Below are 20,815 nucleotides of genomic sequence, written 5' to 3' on the forward strand. Positions count from 1 at the left end.
CCCATATGAGGTAGTTTCTGATACTAAATTTATTCTCTGTTTTTAACCAATACCCAGCCTGAATATTTGGTTTCTGTATTGTCTTTATTATTTTCGTTCCATGAGATCGTGTACCAGTAAGTTCCTGTAAGAACTTTTTTACCGGAAGCCGTTCCGTCCCATGTGAAGTTTCTCATTTTTCCAGCCTCATACAATTTATTGCCATATCTGTCGTAGACAATGAAGACAAGGTTTTTCTTGTATGCGAGTGCAGAGTAGTCAATGAAGTCGTTTACGTTATCGCCGTTCGGAGTGATGGCATTAATCAGATTAGGTACGGTAATCTGAACTTCAATAGGAGTACAATTGTAGAAGTCTTTTACATATACTCTTACTTCTCCTCTTGCCAGTCCGGTGAATATGTTGCTGGTCTGCCAGTTGACTCCATCCAGAGAGAATTGATACTGAGGTTTTCCTCCTGCTACATTTACGGTGATCGTGTTGTTGTCAATATCAATGCTGGAAATTACAGGATTTGCAGATGCATTTATTTTTACAGTCTGTGTAGTGATACAGTTTCCGGTTTTAAGCTTCACCCAATAAACACCAACTCCAAGGTCTTTAACAGATGAGGTGGTGGCTCCGGTGCTCCACTCATAACCATCAAATCCAGAGCCTGCATCCAGATCTGTTTTCTCACCAATACAAATGGTTTTGTCTTTCAGAACAGAAGATGGAACAGGTGGTAGTACAATAAGATTGATTTTGGCAATATTAAAACATCCGTTGGCATCTGTTACTTTTGCGTAAACAACTGTACTTGTGGATAAGTACTGAAGAGAGTTCATGATCTCATTGGTTCCGTCTAAAGCATTAGCAATGGAGGTGTAGTATTTTTTTGTTACGCCGGTAGTTAATGTAGTAACATCCGCAGTGGTAAGATTAAAAATAGCATTGGTAATACTGTTTTCAATAAAACATGATCTTAGTGTGGCTTCTTTTACAGGTGTGTCAGGATAAAATGCAAGTGTGATTTTTGCTGAGCCTGTACATCCCTGAGGAGTTGTCACTTTCACATACACGTCTCCCGGAGCAGATATATAGTTGCCGGGATTTTGAATCTCATTAGTATCTGCATTGAGGTCTGCTAATGTTTTATAATATTTTTTAACAGCTCCCGGAACTCCTGTAACATTTGCTGTATTCAGGTTGAAAGCGGCAGTTCCGGCTTTGTTGTTATTACATACGGTAATGGTTCTGTCCTCGGCTTTAAAAGGAGCGAGAACCAGTAAGATCTTACCATCCGGATTGTCACAAAGCAGTCCTGCATTATCTTTAATAACAACAGTAACCGTTGTATTTGTATTGAATTGGTAATTGGCAGGATTGGTAATAGGTGTGGAACTTCCCAGTGGATAATACGTAAAGGTATAATTTGAAGTATTGTTAACGAATTGCGAATTGAAAGAAGTTAGGTTTACAGATCCGTATCCGGTGGTAGGATTAGGACAGAAAGACTGAGTGGCTGAGTTTTGTAAAATAGGAACTTTATCAGTATAAATTTTTACATTTTTAATAGAGTGTCTTGATCTTGCTCCTCCCGTGGAAGCTGAAAATCCGAAATATCCTACAGTCATTGCCGCAGCTGTTCCGGAAGGGGCAAAAGATTGATTACAGATTACATTTCCGTCTATTGTTATTTTTAAGATCCAGCTGGTAGGATTCGCGGGATCTACCTGTGCAGTTACTTCAACATGCTTGAAAGTTGTTCCCTGAAAAGGTTGGGTAGTATTCAGATCTGGTGAATGGAAGGAGCTTCCGGCAACATTGAAGAACTCAACATTATTGGTATCACTTGTGTTTTGAACCTGCCCGTAAGCAACGTGAACCTTGCTCATTGTCGCAGTAGTGGTATTGTTGTAAGTATCAAACCCTACTACAAGACCTACCGCATTTTGAGATACTCCAAGACCCGATCCCAATACACTTGCAACAGGAGGATTGGCAAGATACCAGAATGCAATTCCATCTCCGTTGGAGGTTTGGTTAGAGTCCATTCTGAAATCAAATTCAACTCTCCATTTGTCACAATATTTTAGATTGATAGGGTCATTCAGCCTGATAGAACCGGATTGGTTATTGGTATCTGGGGTAAGCTGAATAAAATCTGTGTTTACCTGAGTCGGGGAAACCATCGTCCATCCAGTAGTAGTCACTGGGTTTCCGATAAGCTGATAAGTCTGTGCAAAAGAGTTCCCGGCTATACAGAGCAAAAAAACAGATAAATACAATAATAGATTTTTATTCATTTAATGGGACTTTGATTAATGTGTAAAGATATTAAATCCCGATTAAATAATATGTATATAATGTTAATTTTGCTAAAAGTTTTAATTATTTTTTAATAAAATAGCATTTCTTGTGATGGAATAACGAACGTAGTAGTGGTAATTATGTATTTGTACTAAATAAACTAAAATAAAGAATTGTTATCTAAACCCTCAAAATAGGTATCAATTTCGAGATCAGAAGAACTGGCTGCTGCCACTGCTAATTTGTCGCAAAGCTCGTTTTCAAAGTGCCCCGCATGGCCTTTTACCCAATGCATTTTAGGGGTGTGTTTATTGTATAGCTCAACAAATTTTTTCCAAAGGTCAGGGTTTTTTACATTCTTCCAGCCTCTCTTGATCCATCCGGCAATCCAGTTTTGGTTGATTGCATCTGATACGTACTTACTGTCCGTATACACATGGATCTCATTTTCTGTAGATTTCAGTTTTTCCAGTGCAGTGATGACTGCCAGAAGTTCCATTCTGTTGTTGGTGGTTTTTCTGAACCCTTTGGAAAATGTTTTCTGATAGTTTTTTTCAGGAACTCGCATGAGAATTCCGTATCCGCCTTTTCCCGGATTTCCACTGCAAGCCCCGTCGGTATAAATTTCGATTCTCAAATCTGCTTTTTAAAAAGTTGAATTATGGTTGTGAATTTAAACTGAAATTGGTTTAAGCTTCAACTTAAAACGGAAAATCGTCATCGTCATCAAAGTCATTCATTGATGAACCGGAAAGTTTTGAACTGTCCGGAAGGTCAAATGCTGCTCCAGGTTGAATGGTGGTTTTGATTTTGTCAAAGCCGCTCGGTTCTCCAAAATTAGAAGGATATCCTCCTCCGGCTCCATCCATGGCTGCTTCAATGTCACCGAATTTTGCAAAATGTTTTAAGAAAGATAGTCGGACATCTGCCGTAGCACCATTTCTGTGCTTTGCAATAATCAGCTCTGCCTGGTTTTCGGTAGAAGTTTCCTGGCCTTCCTCGTCATTATCCCAAACGGTAATTTTATAGTATTCCGGTCTGAAGATGAAAGATACAATATCCGCATCCTGCTCAATCGCCCCGGATTCCCTCAGGTCTGAAAGCTGAGGTCTTTTTCCCGGGCGGGCTTCCACACTTCTCGAAAGCTGTGAAAGAGCAATCACGGGAACATTAAGTTCTTTTGCGATTGCTTTTAATGAACGTGAAATCATGGAGATCTCCTGTTCACGGTTTCCAACTCCTTTTCCGCCGCTGCTTCCTGCTGTCATCAGCTGAAGGTAGTCGACCATGATGATTCTTACACCATGCTGCATGACAAGTCTTCGGCATTTTGCCCGGAAGTCGAATATGGAAAGGGAAGGGGTTTCGTCAATATATAAAGGTGCGTTTTCCAACTCAGATACATTAGAGAATAGTCTCTGCCATTCTTCATCATCCAAAGTTCCTTTTCTTAATTTCTCAGAAGAAATTCTTGTTTCAGAAGCGATCATTCTGGTGATCAGCTGTACAGATGCCATCTCGAGAGAGAAAAGAGCCATAGGAACTTTGTGTCCTACTGCAATATTTCTTGCCATGGAAAGAAGAAATGCTGTTTTACCCATCGCGGGACGTGCGGCAATAATGATAAGGTCAGAATTCTGCCAGCCACCGGTTTCTTTATCTACATCTCGGAATCCTGAAGGAACCCCTGAAAGTCCCTCTTTATCTTTTAAAGATTTAATCGTATCAATAGCCTGTTTTACTAATGAATTGGCAGTATCGAATCCCTTTTTAATCGTTCCGTTGGTAATTTCAAAGAAAGATTGTTCTGCTTTATCCAGAAGTTCAAAAACATCTGTAGATTCTTTGTAGGAAGAATCTATTACATTGGCAGAAACATTGATAAGGCTTCTTAAAATATATTTCTCAAGAATTACACGTACATGGTATTCAATATGGGCAGATGAACTTACTCCCATGGTAAGATCAATGATATAGTGATCGCCGCCTGCCTGGCTTAGTTTGTCTTCTTTTTTTAATTCCTGAATAATGGTCATTAAGTCTACCGGATGGTTGCCTTCATAAAGCTTTAAGATGGTAGCAAAGATGACCTGATGTCTAGGATCATAAAATACTTCTGAAGTAAGAAGGTCAATGGAATGGTCAAGACCTTTTTTGTCAATCAAAAAAGTTCCGATAACAAGTCTTTCGAAATCCACTGCATTGGGAGGCATTTTTCCATCCGCAATAGACAATTCTTTTGCAAAGTTTCCGTGTGTCAGGGATGATAATGTTTCTTTCTGCGCCATGGTGCAAAGATAGTTTATTTAAAAAATAATAAAAAAATAGTATTCAACAAATTATTAGCAGTCTTTCGGAAAATGCTGTAAACAGGAGATTGATCTTGTTGATAAAAAAAATCACCTCGGCTTGAGGTGATTTTTTTTTAAAAGATTGAGGATAATTTATTCTTTATTTTTTACCAATACCCATCCTGAATATTTGGTTTCTGTATTGTCTTTATTGTTTTCGTTCCACGAGATCGTGTACCAGTAAGTTCCTGTCAGGATTTTCTTACCGAAAGCGGTTCCGTCCCAAGTGAAATTTCTCATTTTGTTGGCTTCATGAAGTTTGTTTCCATATCTGTCATACACAACGAAGATAAGATTTTTCTTGTACGCCAGTGCAGAGTAGTCGATCACATCATTTACGTTGTCTCCGTTTGGAGTGATAGCGTTAATAAGGTTAGGAACAGTAACCGTCACCTGAACAGGAGTACAATTATAAGTGTCTTTTACATAAACTGTATTTTCACCTCTCGGAAGTCCTGTGAATGTATTGGAATCCTGCCAGTTGATGCCGTCTACAGAAAATTTATATGGAGGAACTCCACCTGTAGCAGTAACGGTGATATTATTGTTTGATATTTCTATTCCTGAAATCACCGGCTGAAGGCTTGCATGTACACGTACTTCCTGAAGCGTGAAACATTTTCCTGTCTGAAGTTTTACCCAATAAACACCAACTCCCACGTTGTTGATAGATTGTGTTGTTTCGCCTGTGCTCCATTCGTAGCTGTCGAATCCAGGTCCTGCATCCAAAGTAGTTTTGGCTTCCGCACAAATCGTTTTGTCTTTTAATACAGCTGATTTTACCGGAGGTAATACTACCAGTTCTATTTTAGCAATTGAATAACATTGTTTATCATTGTCTACTCTTACATATACCGTTTTACTTTCTGAAAGATAATTAAATGGCATTGTAATAGGATTGGTCTGGGCATTTGCATCAGCTACCGATGTATAATACTTGATGATAGTTCCTGTAGGGGTTGGTACAGGTACTCCGATATCTGCTTTGGAAAGATCGAAAGTTGAACGGGTAACATCATTGTCAATATAACAATTTTGAAGTACAGCATCTTTTAATACTACTGTTGGGTAGAATAATAGTCTGATGGTAGTGGTTGCTTTACACCCGAAAGTAGAAATTACTTTTGCATATATAGTTGCTTCCGGAGAGATATAGTTGGCAGGATCGGTAATTTCGTTGATTTCTGCATTCATATCATCAACCGTAGTATAATACTTAATAGTTGCTCCGCTTCCACCGAATATATTGGCTGTTGTCAAATTATATTTAGCAGTACCGGCTCCATTGTTATTACAAGAATATAGAGTGGCTGTATTGGCTGAGATGCCTACATTCACAAACTTAAATTTCCCGGTTATGAAACATCCATTGATAGGATTCGTTGGATTATTCGGATCTTTATATACAATTCTGTAATAGTATGTTGTTGTTCCATCTACAGTTGCTATGGTAAGAGGGTTTTCTCCTGTAAGGGCATCATTGGTTGTTTTGTGATACGTAACCTTGAAGTTAGAACTGTTACCATTAATAATCCCTGCTGACAGGGTTGTAAAATCGAATTGTGAAGGCAATGAACAAACCATTACCTGCATTGGGTCATTAGGAGTTGCTCCAGGAATTCCCGGTGGAATGAATGGGTTAGGAGAAAGAATCGGATCGTTAAATGCAGAACTTAAACTCGCAGTACCTGACCATTCCATAGAAAAACCATTAACGGATCTACTGAAGTTATCAATAACCAAATAATAAGTTTGTCCTACTAATACATCCATATAAGGACTCCATTTACCATTGTTCATACTGGCTGTAGTGCCGGGAGGATTGGTAGGGAATACTGCAGGTGGAGCAAGAGTAAGATCCAGACCTGTGTCTCCCGGAGTACCGCTATAGTTACATCTTATCGGCTGTATGAAGACATGATCCGCATTCTGTAAAGAAGCACAGCCGTTTGCTGTTGGTCCATAAACTGCAAAATCATAATCATCACTCTGGTCGTTAGGTTTTATTTTAAATGCAAGTGTACCTGGTGTAGATACAGTGAAAGTGTACCAAACGGTATATCTTTCATTGGTGCTAAGGCATCCTCCGTTTGCATTAAGAATCTCTATAATATTTCCAGGTCCTGAAGGGGTGTAAGAAATATCAGAGTTACCACAGATGGGAATCGCTGTGATACAATCTGACTGTGAGTAGACTATCTGTGTTATCAATAAAATAAAAAGAAGTAGTATTTTTTTCATTGTTGAAACGATTTTTGTTAAACAAAATTGGGATCAATTAATTTTTCATGGTTTGTTAAAAGAAAAAGCCGCCAAAGCGGCTTTCTCATATTGTATTTATATTATTCTCTGTTTTTTACAACAATCCAGCCTGAAAATTTGAATGGAGTATTCTTCTTGTCATTCTCATTCCATGTTACGGAGTACCAGTATGTACCGGTCGGGATCTTCTTCCCTGCAATGGTTCCGTCCCATTTGTATCCGTTGGATTTATCTCCTTGGTGAATTTTTGTTCCGTATCTGTCAAAGATACTCAATACAAGGTTTTGTTTGTCTGCAATTGCAGAATAATCTACAACGTCGTTCACACCATCTCCATTCGGTGTAATCATATTGATCAGGTTAGGAACCACTATTGTAACTTCAATAGGTTCACAGTCATAAGCATCTTTTACATATACTTTATAGGTTCCTCTTGCTACATTAGAGAATGTATTGGAGGCCTGCCATATGATTTTATCCATAGAATACTGATAATCCGGGGTTCCTCCTATAACATTTACCGTTAATGTAGTGTTAGAAACATCAATGTTTGTAACTACCGGCTGATCAGAAGGGTATACTGTTACCTTTTGAGTAGCAACACATTCTCCCGTTTTTAATTTTACCCAGTAAACTCCTACTCCTACGTCTTTGATAGATTGTGTTGTAGCTCCCGTACTCCATTCATAGCTTTTGAATCCAGGTCCGGCATCTAAAGTTGTAGTGTCTTCTATACAAATGATTTTATCTTTCAGGACACTGGATGTTACCGGAGCGATAACTGTTAGCCCGATTTTCACAACTACAAAACATCCTCTGGTGTCAGATACTCTTACATATACCAGACCGCTTGGTGCAGTATAATTAGCATTTAAAATCTCGTTGGTTCCATCTATTGCGTCCGTCAGTGAAGGGAAGTATTTTTTTGTGATACCTGCCTGTGGCGTAATTACAGCAGCGTTATCAAGGTTGAATAAAGCTGTAGAAGGATTGGCTTCAATAAAGCATGATCTTAATTCTGCATCTTTTGCAATAATTGCCGGATAGAACTTAAGGGTAATTTCTGCAATATCGGTACATCCGAATACAGAGGTTACTTTTACATATATTTTACCTTCTGCAGAAACAAACTGATAGATGTTGGTGATCTCATTAATAGAGTTATTCAGATCATATAAAGTATAATAATATTTTTTTGTCGCTGTAGGGTCTGCAAAAACATCTGCAGTTGTAAGGTCATACATTGCCGTACCTGCATTGTTATTGTTGCAGCTTGTTAGGGTAACGTTTGTTGCCTTGATCGTACCGTCTTTAAATTTAAATTTACCCGTCTGTCTACATTTATTAATAGGACTGTTCGGATTGGTAGGATCAGTATAGTTGATACTGTAGAAATAAACACCTACAGGAGTAACTGTCTGAGGGCCAATAAGAGGGTTGTTACCTGTTAAAGCATCATTTTGGCTTGTATGATAACTAATGCTGAAGTTCGGGTTACCGTTAAGAATTCCTGCTGTTAATGAAGAGAAATCAAAAGTTGCAGGGTTTGCACACACCACTACTTCTCTAGGATCAGCAGGGGTTGCTCCTGGAATTCCCGGTGGAATGAACGGATGAGGCTGTATAGTTGGATCTGTGAATGGTGAAGATAAAGTTGCCGTTCCGCCCCATGATAATTTGAATCCGTTAGCAGACTCTCTGTGGTTGTTTACAATTAAATAATAAGTCTGACCAGGTAATACATCAAGGTATTTCACCCATTTGTCTCCCGATGCATCCTCACTAAGGTCTGTAGCGGTCATGCTAAGACCTGTATTTCCATTTTGTCCTGAATAAGAACAACGGATTGGAGCTCCAAGGTTACCACATGATTTGTTTGGACCATATACACCAAAATCATAATCATCGGATTGATCATTAGGAATGATTTCAAAAGTTAGGGTTCCGGCTGTAGCTACAGTAAAAGAATACCATACAGAGTATTTTTCATCGGAAGATAAACATCCGCCAAGATCTTCGGCAATATCTCCATGCCCGCCTGGAGTATATGAAATATCCGAGTTACCACAGACTGCCATTGCAGTAGTACAGTCTGACTGGGCAAATAAAAAGTGTGAAAATATAATTGAGAAAACAAGTAATGCTTTTTTCATAAGAGTTGATTTTAAAAACAAATAGTAAAATTGTTTAATTACTAAAAAATGCGGAGTTTTATCTGATACAAAAATGTTTTTATGAACATTATATAGTATAAGTTTTTTGTATCAAAATAAAAACTGACCGCCCGATTTGCTCAGGAGATCATACATTTTCTTACTGTTAATTTGTTCCGATCAGCTGTCTTCCCCAGTTTGGCGAACTGGATGGATCATTTGATGTTTCAAATTCCTTGACTGCTTTTTGATAAAACTTGATAGCCTCTGCTTTGTTACCCTGCTTTTCAGCCATCTCAGCTTTTAAGAAAGAAAGTCTTGGATTGTTCTTTACAGTTGTTTCCGCCTTCGTCATGAAGCTTGTTGCTGTCTTTAATTCCTTTTGAGGATCTGCAGCCGTTTTTATCCTGATTTTCTGAAAATGGATAAGACCAAGAAGGATATTTACTTCTCCGTTATTCTTCTCAGAAGCAAGAGCCTGCATAGCCAGTTTTCTTGCAGATTCATTAGGCTCTCCAAGAGGGCTGTTTGGGCTGTTCTTTAAAAGGAAATTTGTTTTAAGATACAATGCTGCTGCAGCATAATAATTAGCCTGCCATTTTTCTGAAGTTTTAGCCTCTGAAAACTTAGAAAAAAGAGTATCATAGTCGTTTTCTGTTTTTGCGTTATTCAGTTGCAAAACAGATTGCTGTAAGGTTTGATCTGAAAAAAATTGGGCATTCATCAGCGAACCTGTGACGATAAAGCTCAACATTAGTAAAAGTTTATACATAGGGGGATATTTTATAGAGCAAATATAAAAAATTATTAACGTTAAATTAAAGATTTTGAGATATATTTAAAGAAAGTAATATATTGATTTTTAATATTGTATTTTATCATTTGAGTGAAATTATACAGAGATCGTAAAGATTTTAATGATTTCGCTTAATATTTGGGGTTTAATCCTTTAAATTATTTTGAAAATACATCTATAAAAGTAAAATCAGAATAGAAAACGTTCTATTCTGATTTTAAGTATTTCGGATTATGATTTTTGCTTTATAAAATTTGAAATGGATTGAGAAATAATAAGTTAATATTGCATTTTTCTTAGCTTAGGATTGGTGCTTCCTACAAGTAAAGCCACGAGAACAGTCATACATCCTCCAAATACTACAGAGCGTACAACACCCAGTAATTTAGCCATAACACCACTTTCAAATTGTCCCATTTCATTGCTGGACATAATGAAGATTGAGTTTACACTGAGAACACGTCCTCTTATATGATCGGGGGTTTTTAACTGTACAATGGTACCTCGTATAACCACTGAGATTCCATCAAGCATTCCGCTCATCACAAGGAACATGAAAGACAGCCAATACAACTTGGATAAACCAAACCCAATAATACAAAGTCCGAATCCGGTAACAACAGCAAGAAGTATTTTTCCCTGATTTTTTCGAAGAGGAACAATGGATAAAATAGTAATGATACACATTGAACCGATATCAGATGCTGCATTCAGCAATCCGAAACCTTCAGCCCCTGAATTTAAAATATCAGTAGCAAATACCGGGATCATAGCCACTGCACCTCCAAAAAGTACGGCAAACATATCAAGACACAACGCTCCCAGAATCTCTTTGGTTTTAAAAATATAAGAAATCCCTTCTCGCATACTTTCCACAACATTTACTGTTTCTTTCTTGTATTCTGAATATTGTTTATGAAGCTGCCAGAAAAATAGTGAAGCAACAAATATTAATGCCAGAATAGCGACCAATGTCCATTTTACTCCTATAAACCCAATAAGAATACCGCCTACCGCATGCCCACACACAGAAGATATAAGAAATGTGGCCTGGTTCAGAGTAACTGCGTTGGGAAGGTTTTCTTTCTTAACTATTTTAGGAATCATGGAAGGAACAATAGGACCAATAAATGCCCTTGCTATTCCGGTAAAAAAAATAACTCCATAAATATAATAGGTGATCTGATGCCCTGTAAAATGCATCTCTACATCAAGGAATGCAGGAACCAGAAGAAGCCCGATCAGGAAAATGTAAGCATAATTACAGATGAGAAGCAGTCTCTTTTTCTCATTCATATCAATAACGTGCCCGGCATACAACGCACAGCTTACAGCAGGAATTACCTCCGACAGCCCGATAAGGCCTATTGAAAAAGGATCTTTTGTTAATTGATACACCCACCATCCTAATAAAGTGGCCAGCATTCTGAAAGCTAAAACAATAAAAAATCTCCCGGTGAGAAGATTTCTGAACTCAACATTTTGTAATGTTTGTAACGGGGTAAAGGAAATCATGAACAAAAATAGCCCTAAAAATCTATTTAGGACTATTCATATGTTGATTTTTAAAAGATATATTAAATATATCCTGAAAGATAAAATCTATTTTAGTCTGCTCTTGAAGAGCTGATTACGATTGCAGCAACACCTGCAGCCCCAATAAGAGTAGCGCCGGCAGCAATTCTTGCCTTTCTTCTGTCTTTTACAGCCGCTACATTTGATTTAGGGATCACTACCTCTGTACTGTCTTTTTTACCCGCTGTACCTACAAGGTTATTACCAACAACGTTTCTGAATAAGATGGTCTGTTTCGGAGAGCCGTCTCTCATAGTTACTTTGTATACCTTTCCGGCTTCAAGATTGGAGTAATTGTTTTTTGAAATATCTTCGCTGTATTTTGTAGTAGCACAAGATGTAATAACAAATAAAGATGTTAGTAAAGACGATTTCAACAGTACAGATGCTTTCATTATTTTCTTTTAGTTTTTCAAATTTATAATTTTTTTCGAATATACGTTTTTGGAATTGAAAAAATGTGATTAATTTTTGTAAATTTCTAAGAGATCTGCAATGTTTCGGTCATTGGCCAATCTCGGAGTCTTATTTTGGCCTCCTAATTTCCCCTGAGATTTAGCATATTCCTGAAAGGCATTCTTTTTTAGGGTGGTGATATGCAGCTTCTGTAAAATATTCCCGGAAATAAGATCATCATAATAGGTATTTCTTGCTCTCAACTGCAAATCCAGCTCATCTCTGAATGCTTCTAAATGCTCTGGTTCCTTTTCAAATTCAATCAGCCATTCGTGATAAGGAAGTCCTTCGCCAGGATTTACCTGTGGGGCAAGATGGAATTCTGTAATCTGTGCCGGATGTTTTTCAAGAGTAGCCTTCATTGCTTCCTCCACCTCAAAAGCAATCACGTGTTCTCCGAATGCCGAAGTAAAATGCTTGGTTCTGCCGCTTACCAGAACCCTGTAAGGATCTTTGCTGATAAATCTTACAACATCTCCGATAGAATAAGCCCAAAGTCCGGAATTGGTGGTAAGGATCAGGGCATAATCTTTATGAAGCTCAGTTTCCTTTAACGTTAATCTTCTTGCCCCCGGCTTACCATATTCTTCCAAAGGAATAAATTCATAAAAAATTCCATGATTGGTCAAAAGCAGAAGACCTTCTTTTGTATAATCATCCTGAAAAGCAAAAAAGCCTTCAGAAGCAGGAAACGTCTGGATAATATCTACCTTTTCTCCCAGGAGATCTTCCATTTTATCCCGGTATGGTTCGTAATTGACACCTCCGGTAACAATAAGCTGCAGATTAGGAAAAAGCTGTTTGATTTTTTTGCCATGTTTCTCTGTTAATTTCTCAAAATACATGATCAGCCAGGGGGGAATTCCTGAGATCAGGGTCATATTTTCACGTTCCGTTTCTTCAATAATTTTATCTACTTTGGCTTCCCAGTCTTCCATGATATTGGTTTCCCAGCTTGGCAGACGGTTTTTTTGCAGATAATTTGGGATATGGTGTGCTACAATACCGGATAATCTTCCTGTTTTTATTCCAAAAATCTCCTCCAGTTCAGGGCTTCCCTGCAGAAAAATCATTTTTCCGTTCACAAAGTCAGCATTATTTTTTTTACTGATATAATGAAATAAGGCGCTTTGGGCACCGGCAACCTGAAGCGGCATTCCTTCTTTAGAAATAGGGATATATTTAGATCCGGAAGTTGTTCCCGAAGTTTTGGCAAAATATTCAGGCGTTTCTGTCCATAAAATATTGGCCTGTCCCTTTTTTACCCTTTCTATATAAGGTTTAAGATCTTCATAATCTGCAACGGGTACTCTTTCCTGAAAATCTTTCACAGAACGGATGCTTTCAAAATCATGTTCCCGGCCAAAAAGTGTTTTTTGAGCTGTGCTGACTAGAGAAAGCAATAATTCCTCCTGGCTTTTCTCTGCATTTTTTTTGAATTCCTCTGCTTTCTGAACATGTTTCTTTGCCCAGATCAGCGCTGCATTTTTCTTGAAGAAGTTTAACATGGTTCAAATTTATAAATAAGTAGAGAATATGGAATCATTTTTTACAAAGCTTCACATAAAAAAACCGATGGAACAAGTTCCACCGGCTTTTCGAAATTTGATTATGAAAATAACAACTATATGTTAATGTTATGCTTATTTGTTCACTTTGTACCTTTTATCAGGAGTGCCATCTTTTTTCAGGTGCTTGTTTTCTTTATATCTCTTATCAGGAGTACCGTCTTTTTTCATTTTGGCAGCCGGTGGTGCAGGCTTCACTGCTTTTGCATCCATGGCTGGTTTTGCAGCTTTTACTTCTGCAGGTTTAGTGGCTTTCACTGTAGTTTTTACAGGTGCATGAGCCTGAGTGGTTGTAGCGGGAGCGGTCTGCTGGGCAGTTGCAAGTCCTAACCCGAGGATCAATGACATTGCAGATAATAATTTTTTCATAAGAATATTTTGTTTGTTTTTGTTGAATAAAGATATACAAAAAGCAGGCTAAAAAAATTGGATTCTTAAACTTAACTAAAGTTTATTACTGCTTAAAAAAAAATTAAAACCCTTCATTTACAATAGAAAAGCCTGTCTTCAGATGAAAACAGGCTTGCAATAATATATAAATAGACAGGAGGCTAGCGCGTACAGTTGGCTGTCCACGTTTTACCATCCTTTGCGAATAGAATTTTTAACGTATTATTGTCAATTCTGATATAAGAGGTTGCTGTAGAACCAATCATAACAAGAGTATGATCTCCTTCCTGGTTAAACTCTATTCCGTTAAGATCCGGAATGCTGTTTGAGAAAGCGAAATTATACTTGGTGCCGCTGGCAATCTTCGTTACAAAAACACTTCCGTTATCTGTGCTTATATTCGTAGATCCACCATCGTTATAAGAAACACTGCCTTTGTATGTTCCCGCAAAGAATTCATTGTTTACCGGGTCATCATCCTTACTGCACGACGAAAAAGATAATGCTGTAAATACTACCAGCATCATAACGCTTAAGATTTTAATTGCTTTTTTCATAATACCTAAATGTTTGGTTAGGATTGAAATGCCAAACACTATGCCATGGAGAAATAATTGGTTTTTTTTAACGGGTTCTTAAATAAATTTGTAAAAAATTAAGATTTATTATGCTAAGTCATTCATTTTAAATCTGAAAGTCTTTAGTTTTTCAATGAAACAAAAAAATATCCGTACCTTTGTATTATCATAAACGATTTCGGAAAACTCCCGAAATCGCTTTTGTCGTTTATACCATTACTATTTATGCAATTAAAATCCATCAACGAAAAGTTTCTTCCAGATCTGATGCAGAAAGAGTTCGGGAAAGAAATTTTCACCCAGTTAGAAAGCAGCCAGCATATTGCCGTAAAGGGAAGTGCAGGGTCTTCAGTTTCTATTTTTGTGGCTGAGCTTTTTTTAGCTCAAAAGAAAAATATTCTTTATCTGGTAGATGATAAGGAGGATGCATTGTATGCCAATACAGAGATGGAAGACCTTCTTGGTAAAGATAAAGTGCTGTATTTCCCAGCCACTCATCTTGAACCTTATCAGGTGGAAAAAACACAAAATGCCAATCTGGTTTTAAGAACTGAAGTTTTAAATAAAATCAATTCCGGGAGATCTCCGAAAGTCATTGTGGCCTATGCCGGAGCTTTATCTGAAAAGGTGCTGAAAAAAGAAGATTTTAAAGCGATCTCTCATCATATAAAAGTAGGAGATCAGCTGGACTTTGATTTTGTAGACGAACTGCTCACCCATTACCATTTCCAACAGGCCGATTTTGTTTCAGAGCCGGGAGAGTTTTCTGTAAGAGGAGGAATTGTAGATGTATTTTCTTATTCATACGAAAAGCCATACAGGATTACATTCTTTGGTAATGAAGTGGAAAGCATTAAAACTTTTGATATTGAAACCCAGCTTTCGGTAGATAAAGTAAAGGATTTTCAACTGGTTTCCAATATGAACTTTTCTGTGACAGGAAGCAGAGTCTCATTACTACAGTTATTACCAGATCAAAGTTTTGTGGTTTCTAAAAATGGAATGATAGGAATGCAGAAGATCAGAACATTCTATGAAAAGTCTCTCGAGAAATATGATGCTTTAAGTAAAGATATTGCACACAGAACCCCTCAGGAGCTTTTTATTTCTGATCAGGAGTTTTTATTTGATTATAAAAAATTCAGAACAGTTGATTTTGGCGGATCAATGATTGAAGGGTTGAAGGAAATTACCGAAGTTAAAATGGAGCAGCTTCCACAGCCGTCTTTCCATAAGAACTTTGAACTGCTGATTGAAGATATCGAAGAAAAACAGAACAGCGGATTTGATACATGGATTTCCTTTTCAACAGAAAAGCAGAAAGAAAGACTTGAGTCTATTTTTGAAGAACTTGAACATGAACTTCCTTTTAAAAGTTTTAAATCTGAACTGCATGAAGGATTTGTAGACAACGGACATAAGCTTCTGGTTTACACAGACCATCAGATCTTTGACCGCTATCAGAGATATAAAGCCAAAAATACTTTTGCCAAATCAGAACAGCTTACCCTGAAAGACCTGATGTCTTTGAAAATCGGGGATTATATTGCCCATATTGATCACGGGATCGGAAAATTTATGGGACTGGTAAAAGTAAATAATGATGGTAAGATTCAGGAATGTTTTAAGCTGACTTATAAAAACGGAGACTTATTATATGTAAGTATTCACTCCCTGCATAAGATTTCGAAATACAACGGACCGGATGGAAGAGAGATTGTGTTGAGCAAACTTGGCTCCCCGACTTGGAAATCGTTGAAACAAAAAACGAAAGCGAAGGTAAAACAAATTGCCTTTGATCTTATTCAGTTATATGCACAGCGAAAAACGGCAAAAGGTTTTGCTTATACGCCGGATTCTTATCTTCAGAATGAACTGGAGGCAAGCTTTATCTATGAAGATACTCCGGATCAGGAAAAAGCAACAGTAGATGTAAAGAAAGATATGGAAGCTGATACCGTTATGGATAGGCTGGTGTGTGGTGACGTAGGTTTCGGTAAAACAGAAGTTGCAATACGTGCAGCATTTAAAGCGGCCACAGACGGTAAACAGGTTGCCATTTTGGTTCCCACAACCATTCTTGCTTTTCAGCATTACAGAAGTTTTAAAGAAAGACTTAAAGATTTCCCTGTAAATGTTGGTTATATAAACCGATTCAGAACCGCAAAACAAAAATCAGAAACCTTAGAGGCTTTAAAGAATGGAAAAGTTGATATTATCATTGGAACACACCAGCTGGTAAGCAGTTCTGTGAAGTTTAAAGACCTGGGTCTGCTGATTATTGATGAAGAACATAAGTTTGGTGTCTCAGTAAAGGATAAGCTGAAAACACTTAAAAGTAATGTTGATACGCTTACCCTTACAGCGACTCCTATTCCAAGGACTTTACAGTTTTCATTAATGGCGGCCAGGGATTTATCTGTTATCAAAACACCACCACCTAACAGGCAGCCTGTAGATACGCAATTGATCGGGTTCAATGAAGAGATTCTTCGTGATGCTGTTTCTTATGAGCTTCAGAGGGATGGCCAGGTTTATTTCATTAATAACAGAATAGAAAACCTGAAAGATATTGCCGGACTTATTCAGAGGCTGGTGCCGGATGCAAGAGTGATCACAGGACATGGGCAGATGGAAGGAAAGCAGCTGGAGAAGAATGTACTGGATTTTATGGAAGGGAAATATGATGTTCTTGTGTCCACAACCATTGTAGAAAGTGGTGTGGATGTCCCGAATGCCAATACCATTTTCATCAATGATGCACAGCGGTTTGGTATGGCGGATCTGCATCAGATGAGAGGAAGGGTAGGACGTAGTAACAGAAAGGCATTCTGTTATCTGATCACCCCTCCTTATGATATGATGACTTCCGATGCCAGAAAACGCCTGGAAGCTATTGAACAGTTTTCCGATCTGGGAAGTGGTTTCCAGATTGCAATGAAAGACCTTGAGATCCGCGGTGCCGGTGATCTTCTGGGTGCTGAACAAAGCGGGTTCATCAATGAAATGGGGTTTGAAACGTATCAGAAACTAATGCAGGAAGCGTTGGAAGAGCTGAAAGATGATGCTGACTTTGAAAGTCTGTTTGAAAATGAGGAAGACAGACAAAAGCTTTTCAAATCTGTAAAAGATGTCAATATCGATACTGATCTGGAGCTGATGTTACCCGATTTCTATATTTCCAATACTGAAGAAAGACTGATGCTGTACCAGAAAATTGCTGAAATTAACAATGAGACGGATCTTCATAAGTTTGAACTTGAACTGATTGATCGTTTTGGAGCATTACCGAAAGAAGCTGTGAATCTGTTGAAAAGCGTTTCTCTTAAGTGGCTTGCCGCAGATATAGGATTTGAGAAGATTGTTATGAAAAATGGAGTGTTCTTGGGATACTTTCCGGGAAATCCTCAGGATAAGTTCTATCAGACGGATAGATTCAGACATATTATTAATTATCTCACCCGAAATCCTACTGAAGCCCAGCTTAAAGAGAAGCCTGGGAAAGAAGGTAATCAGCTGATGATGAGGAAGGAAAGGGTGAAAAATGTTGATGAGGTTAATATATTACTTAAAGCTATTATTGAACATAATTAAATTATAAGATTTGTTTATTGTAAACAAATCTGTAAAAGATGTAAAAAGCGTATAAAAATTTCAAATTTTTATACGCTTTTTTGTGATTGTTATCATGTTTTTACTGAGTAATATTCCTTTGTAGGGGAATTAAGCTCATTTTGAGGGGTTTAAAATCACTTTTTAATGATTAAAAATATCCTGTAGATTCCCGTACAGTAAGGGGTTGAGACCTTAATAGATTTTTTTTAAACGTACAAAGTGGAGTTATGTAGTAATAATTCTACTTTTCTGTGTGATTAATTCTATGTTGTAATGTGTTTATTTCTATAGGTTTATGGATGTATAACTGGAATTTTTAGGACTTCATTGTGTACCTTTGCAGTCCTTATTATGAAAAAAATTATATATTGCTGCGCAGCTGGACTTCTATCACTCTGCGCTAATGCACAGGTGGGAATAGGTACTGCAAAACCTAAATCTGTTCTTGATGTGAATGGAAAAACCACCTTAAGAAAAGAACTTAGAGTAGGCGGGACTTCAACTCAGGCTGGAAATGCCGGGTTAAACGGCCAGGTTTTGGTTTCTCAGGGTGAGGGTTTGCCTCCCGTGTGGAAGTCTTTGAATATTTCCTTTATGGAAGAGGGGCAGTATAAGTTGATCAACTCTTATCTGTCGTCAGATCAAGCTGGTATTATATCGCTTACCGATGGTACTGCTGGTGATGGTGTTTACAAAAACAGTGTTGGAGATAATATTACTGATGCTGCTAAAGGAACATGGAAAAAGATTGATGGGCTTAAGAATACCTTTACCATCAAAAATGGTAAAAACAGACTTACCTATCAGTTCCAGACAGGAATAGAAATCAAAGCACCTACCTCTACGACAATAGAAAGTGTAAGATTTACCTGCGGTGTTTTCAGAAACGGAACTTTGGTAGCGGTACGCCCGGATAGAATTGCTTCTAATAACAACAGTGGAAAAAATGGTCTTCAGGACTATATCTTTACTCTTAACTATACCGAACAGAACGTTCCCGTTGGAGCTCATACGATCGAGATTGCATGCAGAAAGATTGACACGTCAAATTCTACCTCACAATTTGCTATCGGACGTAATGTACAGGCTTCAAACGGAGCTTCCAGTGCATTTACTTTGGAATCTACGATGAAAATGGACGTTATTGAATACGTGAGCTATAAAACGAACTAATGATGAAAAAACTATTATCAACCCTGTTTCTGACCATAGGACTTTTGGTATCGGCTCAGGTAGGAATAAAAACAGATACTCCAAAAGCAACTCTTGATGTCAACGGAGATGTCAACTTAAGAAATAAAATTGCGGTTCTTAATACTACCGATAACTCAATTTCTCAGGGGAATAACGACCAATTACTGGTTTCTCAGGGAGAAGGCTATGCCCCGATCTGGAAATCGCTTCGTATTCCTGAATATGAGCCTAATAAATTTTACCTGATCTATAACAATTCTTTTTCAGATAAAGTAGGGATTTCATTTACTTCTTCTGATGATTCTTCGGTAGGTTTAACCTCAAGAGGAGGAACTTTTACCAAAGGAAAAGAGATCAGCAGCCTTACTAATTTTAAAAAAATAAACAACCTTTCACAGGTAATCAGTGTCTTCAGTACTCAGAGCAAAGCATACTTCCAGTTTGAAACGGTTGTGCAGGCGGACTTTGGAGCTGCGGGTACTACAGATACCTCAATAGATTATGCCTGTGGGATTTTTGTAGACAATAAACTGGTGAATCTGAGACAGAGAAACTTAAAAGCAATCAGTAGTACATATCCTTTCCTTACCCATACTCAGATTGGTATTGTAGAGAATCTTGCGAAAGGCAATCATACCGTAGATGTTGCCTGTACAAGATTGGGCTCTTATGGAGCGTCCAGCAATACCCTTACGATAGGAACGAATGTATACTCTAATATTAATGGCTTTATTTCACAGTCATCTCTTAAAGTAGATGTATATGAAGTCCCAGAAGTGTTTAACACCATTATAAACTAAAGCAGATTATGAAAAAAATATTATTTGTAACATCACTTCTGTTCACTGTTACAGTTGCTGCCCAAGTGGGTATTAATACTCCTAATCCGACTAATATGCTGGATGTAAACGGAGACCTGAATGTTGGAAAAGAATTAAGAACAGGAGGTACAGATCTACTGAGAGGATCTGCCGGAACAGCTGGTGATATATTTCACAATAACGCAGACCTGGCTACAAATGACTGGAAAGCAATAAAAATTGCAGATGGGCAAGGAAGTATGTCTGTTTTTTCAATCAATACGGTTGCTGATAAAACAGGAGTTACTTTTGTTGCACCCAATGGGGCTACTACGCCTTATAGCGATGGGGATGCTTTAGCTGGGAACTGGACTGTGCTTCCCGGAGCCGTTGATACATTTTCTGTAACCAATATGGTAAATAAAGCTACATTTTCTTTTCAGACTACTGTTCAAAAAACAGGAACAAGCTCAGCAAGTTTTGCCTGCGGTATTTTTATAGATAACAAACTCAGAGCGGTAAGAACAGATGTTTTATTAGGAGACAGTGGCGCTTACAAAATTTTTAATCTTAATGCTACTCTTACGAATCTGACTCCTAAAAACCAATATAGTGCTAAAGTGGCTTGCATCAAAAGAGCAATCTCAGGAACAACTCTTGGAATAGGAAGAGCTGTTGATGCTACTTATCTTAATAGCGATATGTCACAATCTGTTTTGACAACATCTATACTACAGCCCTATTAATTTTTATGATCATACAATAATTAGAAATCTAAAAACGTT

At 37.7% G+C, this 20,815-nt stretch carries 15 protein-coding genes; 4 read left to right on the plus strand and 11 right to left on the minus strand.

All coding sequences use genetic code 11. The annotated features are described in order from the left end of the window. Positions 1-29: 29 nt before the first annotated feature. The 11 genes from FW781_RS11970 to FW781_RS12020 all read right to left on the minus strand — a co-directional run bounded on the left by FW781_RS11970 (position 30) and on the right by FW781_RS12020 (position 14,400). Entirely contained in the window at positions 30-2,288 is a 2,259-nt protein-coding gene (locus tag FW781_RS11970) for a T9SS type B sorting domain-containing protein (protein WP_149387645.1), read from the minus strand. 164 nt (positions 2,289-2,452) lie between these two features. Continuing rightward, positions 2,453-2,929 carry a ribonuclease HI gene (gene rnhA / locus FW781_RS11975; protein WP_149387646.1) on the minus strand — a complete coding sequence of 159 codons (477 nt, stop codon included), beginning with the start codon at positions 2,927-2,929 and terminating at the stop codon, positions 2,453-2,455. Between the two features lie 64 nt (positions 2,930-2,993). After that, complete coding sequence (gene dnaB, locus FW781_RS11980) at positions 2,994-4,580, minus strand: replicative DNA helicase (RefSeq protein ID WP_149387647.1); 1,587 nt, start codon at positions 4,578-4,580, stop codon at positions 2,994-2,996. A gap of 156 nt (positions 4,581-4,736) precedes the next feature. Continuing rightward, positions 4,737-6,884 (minus strand): T9SS type B sorting domain-containing protein, encoded by a 2,148-nt coding sequence (locus FW781_RS11985; protein WP_149387648.1) that lies wholly within the window; start codon positions 6,882-6,884, stop codon positions 4,737-4,739. 101 nt (positions 6,885-6,985) lie between these two features. Next, positions 6,986-9,058 carry a T9SS type B sorting domain-containing protein gene (locus FW781_RS11990; RefSeq protein WP_149387649.1) on the minus strand — a complete coding sequence of 691 codons (2,073 nt, stop codon included), beginning with the start codon at positions 9,056-9,058 and terminating at the stop codon, positions 6,986-6,988. A gap of 166 nt (positions 9,059-9,224) precedes the next feature. Next, on the minus strand, positions 9,225-9,830 hold the full coding sequence (locus FW781_RS11995; RefSeq protein WP_149387650.1) for a tetratricopeptide repeat protein: 606 nt from the start codon (positions 9,828-9,830) through the stop codon (positions 9,225-9,227). A gap of 303 nt (positions 9,831-10,133) precedes the next feature. Continuing rightward, positions 10,134-11,369, minus strand: a complete 1,236-nt coding sequence (locus tag FW781_RS12000) for an MFS transporter (RefSeq protein ID WP_149387651.1) — start codon at positions 11,367-11,369, stop codon at positions 10,134-10,136. Between the two features lie 92 nt (positions 11,370-11,461). Further along, entirely contained in the window at positions 11,462-11,824 is a 363-nt protein-coding gene (locus FW781_RS12005; protein WP_149387652.1) for a hypothetical protein, read from the minus strand. Positions 11,825-11,893: 69 nt separating this feature from the next. Further along, complete coding sequence (locus FW781_RS12010) at positions 11,894-13,393, minus strand: GH3 auxin-responsive promoter family protein (RefSeq protein ID WP_149387653.1); 1,500 nt, start codon at positions 13,391-13,393, stop codon at positions 11,894-11,896. Between the two features lie 135 nt (positions 13,394-13,528). Continuing rightward, on the minus strand, positions 13,529-13,822 hold the full coding sequence (locus FW781_RS12015; protein ID WP_149387654.1) for a hypothetical protein: 294 nt from the start codon (positions 13,820-13,822) through the stop codon (positions 13,529-13,531). Between the two features lie 182 nt (positions 13,823-14,004). Next, positions 14,005-14,400 (minus strand): hypothetical protein, encoded by a 396-nt coding sequence (locus FW781_RS12020; protein ID WP_149387655.1) that lies wholly within the window; start codon positions 14,398-14,400, stop codon positions 14,005-14,007. A 246-nt stretch (positions 14,401-14,646) separates the two neighbouring features. On the opposite strand from FW781_RS12020, the gene mfd reads away from it, so the two are divergent. From mfd to FW781_RS12040, 4 genes are all read left to right on the plus strand, one after another. After that, positions 14,647-18,015, plus strand: coding sequence for a transcription-repair coupling factor (gene mfd, locus FW781_RS12025; protein WP_149387656.1), 3,369 nt, complete (start codon positions 14,647-14,649; stop codon positions 18,013-18,015). A 372-nt stretch (positions 18,016-18,387) separates the two neighbouring features. Beyond that, entirely contained in the window at positions 18,388-19,209 is an 822-nt protein-coding gene (locus FW781_RS12030) for a hypothetical protein (RefSeq protein WP_149387657.1), read from the plus strand. A 2-nt stretch (positions 19,210-19,211) separates the two neighbouring features. Then, positions 19,212-20,030: a hypothetical protein gene (locus FW781_RS12035; protein WP_228720191.1), complete on the plus strand. Its 819-nt coding sequence runs from the start codon at positions 19,212-19,214 to the stop codon at positions 20,028-20,030. Positions 20,031-20,038: 8 nt separating this feature from the next. After that, positions 20,039-20,776: a hypothetical protein gene (locus tag FW781_RS12040; protein ID WP_149387659.1), complete on the plus strand. Its 738-nt coding sequence runs from the start codon at positions 20,039-20,041 to the stop codon at positions 20,774-20,776. Positions 20,777-20,815 lie beyond the last annotated feature (39 nt).

The sequence above is a fragment of the Chryseobacterium panacisoli genome, from assembly GCF_008274625.1.
GTDB lineage: Bacteria > Bacteroidota > Bacteroidia > Flavobacteriales > Weeksellaceae > Chryseobacterium > Chryseobacterium panacisoli.